Origin of the sequence: Ligilactobacillus acidipiscis DSM 15836 (assembly GCF_001435755.1) — a bacterium.
Lineage (GTDB): Bacteria > Bacillota > Bacilli > Lactobacillales > Lactobacillaceae > Ligilactobacillus > Ligilactobacillus acidipiscis.
Genome location: NZ_AZFI01000225.1, coordinates 1 through 2,380, shown reverse-complemented (window position 1 = coordinate 2,380; position 2,380 = coordinate 1). Strand labels below are relative to the sequence as shown.

Here is a 2,380-nt window from a genome sequence, read left to right as displayed (position 1 = left end):
CCCAATACAAACTATTCCAAGCTTTACCATCCAACTCTACTTGCCAACGTGATAATGCTTCTTTTAGTTCTGATAATTTTACTGGCTGATCATTCCATTTTCCTAGCCTTGGATCTGGATTCCCGCCTAAATTCACATGCTGGAACTGAAAGATCATATTTAATTCAGTTCCATCTAGATTAGTATAATTAATTGCCTCTTCAGGAGTAGAATCGGGCATTTCTCCGACAGTCATCACATCATATTTAGATAATACTTTCCGATTCATTTCCCTTAAAAATTCATCTAACCGCGGCTCACCCGAAACAATAGCAAAACTATCGCCATAAGCTGAACCGCCTTCCTGCGGTGCGTCTGGCAGACCAACGGGTTTGGAAATGAAATTAATAACATCCATGCGAAAACCATCGACCCCTTTATCAAGCCAAAAACGCATTAAAGAGTACACTTCTTGGCGAACCTGTGGATTTTCCCAATTCAAATCTGGCTGCCCTGTCGCAAACAAATGCAAATAATACTGCCCTCGTTCCGGCACATAGGTCCAGGCCGGCCCGCTGAACGCAGACCCCCAATTATTAGGTTCGTGACCATCCACCGGATCTCGCCAGATATAGTAATCCGCGTAGGGATTGTCCCGAGACTTTTTGCTTTCTTGGAACCATTTATGTTGATCTGAAGTATGGTTAACTACTAAATCCATCACAAGTTTTAAACCATTTTCATGTATTTGGGCTAATAACTTGTTAAAATCACTCATTGTCCCATAAACCGGCTGGATAGTTTCGTAATCGGCAATATCATAGCCATTATCAACATCAGGAGATTTATAAATAGGATTCAACCATAAAACATCAACGCCCAACTTTTTCAAATATGGTAATCTCTGGCTGATACCATTCAAATCACCGATCCCATCACTGTTACTATCCTGAAAACTGCGTGGATAAATTTGATAAACTACAGAATCTTGAAACCATTTTGGCATAAAACATAACCTCCACTCTAAACTATCTTTTAAGCATATCTATCGCTAAGGCAAAATCTCCCACTGTTGCGGAGCCATTATTTTTAATTTCAGGCATTGTGATATATTTATCCAGTTGAGGGACCTCTACATACCCATTGAGCAGTTTAGCGAAATCTCGCCGAACTTTACGTAAAAATTCTTCACTCGTGACCCCACCACCAAAGACTATTTTATTCGGCCGTAATATCAAAGTCGCTTGAATAGCTGCTTGCGCAACATAATAACTCATAATATCCCAAACAGGTTCAGAAAGAGGAACATCTTTGCCAGCCCTGTTCAAACGAGCCTCAAATGTGGGCCCAGAAACCAAGCCCTCTAAACAATCATTATGGAATGGACAAACCCCAGCGAAATCAAGATCATCAGGATGCCTTTTTAATAAAACATGTCCCATTTCAGGATGACCGGTTGAACCTAGCAAATTTCCATCAACGATAGCACCACCGCCGACTCCCGTGCCAATAGTATAGTAGACCAACGAATCAATTTTTTCATTTGATAAAAGAGACATCACATATTCACCATATGCAGAGCCGTTCACATCTGTCGTAAAAAACATTGGCACATTTAAATACTTCTTTAGGTAACCAATAAAATTGGTGTTCTCCCAGCCTGCTTTAGGTGTCTTAGTAATGTAGCCGTATTTGGGCGAATTCTTGCGGATCTCGATCGGTCCAAACGAAGCTATCCCAATTGCTTCAATTTCGAACTGCGCAAAATATTCAGCTGTTTTCTGCAAAGTTTCACTCGGAGTCGTTGTGGGAATTTGAATTTGATCCTTAACTTGATAATTTTCATTACCAACTGCACAAACAAACTTTGTTCCTCCTACTTCAATAGATCCTACTAACATATGATCACTCGCTTATTCTTTATTTTTTTGACAAACTTCGATCGTTTCATGGTTAGGCCCGTAAAAATTGAAATAGCTAATGCCATGCTCAAAAAACGGTAAATGCATGATCTTATCATCAATCAACTCAAAACCAAGTTTTTTCACATGTGCAAAAGTTTTGTCGATTTCATCCGTAGCAATTGCGAAATGGTTGATAGCGCCATTTTCAGAATTAGTTTTATCTTCATAAACTTCCAATATTAAATCATTGATTTGATAGAAGTTTACCTTACTACCCAAATTATCTTCCTGATCAATTAGTTCAAAACCAAGTTTTTCATACAATTCTGTACTTTTATAAAAATCTTTAGTTGAAAAACCAATGTGTGATAAATCGTCGAAAAATGCCATTTTTTTACTTCATTTCTTGTTGGATCAAAAGTCCGTTGTTAACATAAAAGCCTTTTCATTTTTGCTTAAATAAATCAAGGGTCTAAACTTTTTAGTGTTGATGAGCG

At 38.4% G+C, this 2,380-nt stretch carries 3 protein-coding genes; all 3 read right to left on the bottom strand.

Annotated elements, in window-relative coordinates:
* On the bottom strand, positions 1-985 hold a 985-nt coding region (locus tag FC65_RS10100; RefSeq protein WP_162257063.1), incomplete at its 3' end, for an alpha-glucosidase.
* A 22-nt stretch (positions 986-1,007) separates the two neighbouring features.
* Positions 1,008-1,880 (bottom strand): fructokinase ScrK, encoded by an 873-nt coding sequence (gene scrK / locus FC65_RS10095; protein ID WP_056972580.1) that lies wholly within the window; start codon positions 1,878-1,880, stop codon positions 1,008-1,010.
* A gap of 12 nt (positions 1,881-1,892) precedes the next feature.
* The gene (locus tag FC65_RS10090; protein ID WP_056972578.1) at positions 1,893-2,273 is read right to left on the bottom strand and encodes a VOC family protein; all 381 of its coding nucleotides are present in this window, start codon (positions 2,271-2,273) and stop codon (positions 1,893-1,895) included.
* Positions 2,274-2,380: the final 107 nt, after the last annotated feature.

Coding starts and splice junctions, on each gene's coding strand:
- scrK (WP_056972580.1), bottom strand. CDS start 1,880: ATGTTAGTAGGATCTATTGAAGTAGGAGGAACAAAGTTTGTTTGTGCA.
- FC65_RS10090 (WP_056972578.1), bottom strand. CDS start 2,273: ATGGCATTTTTCGACGATTTATCACACATTGGTTTTTCAACTAAAGAT.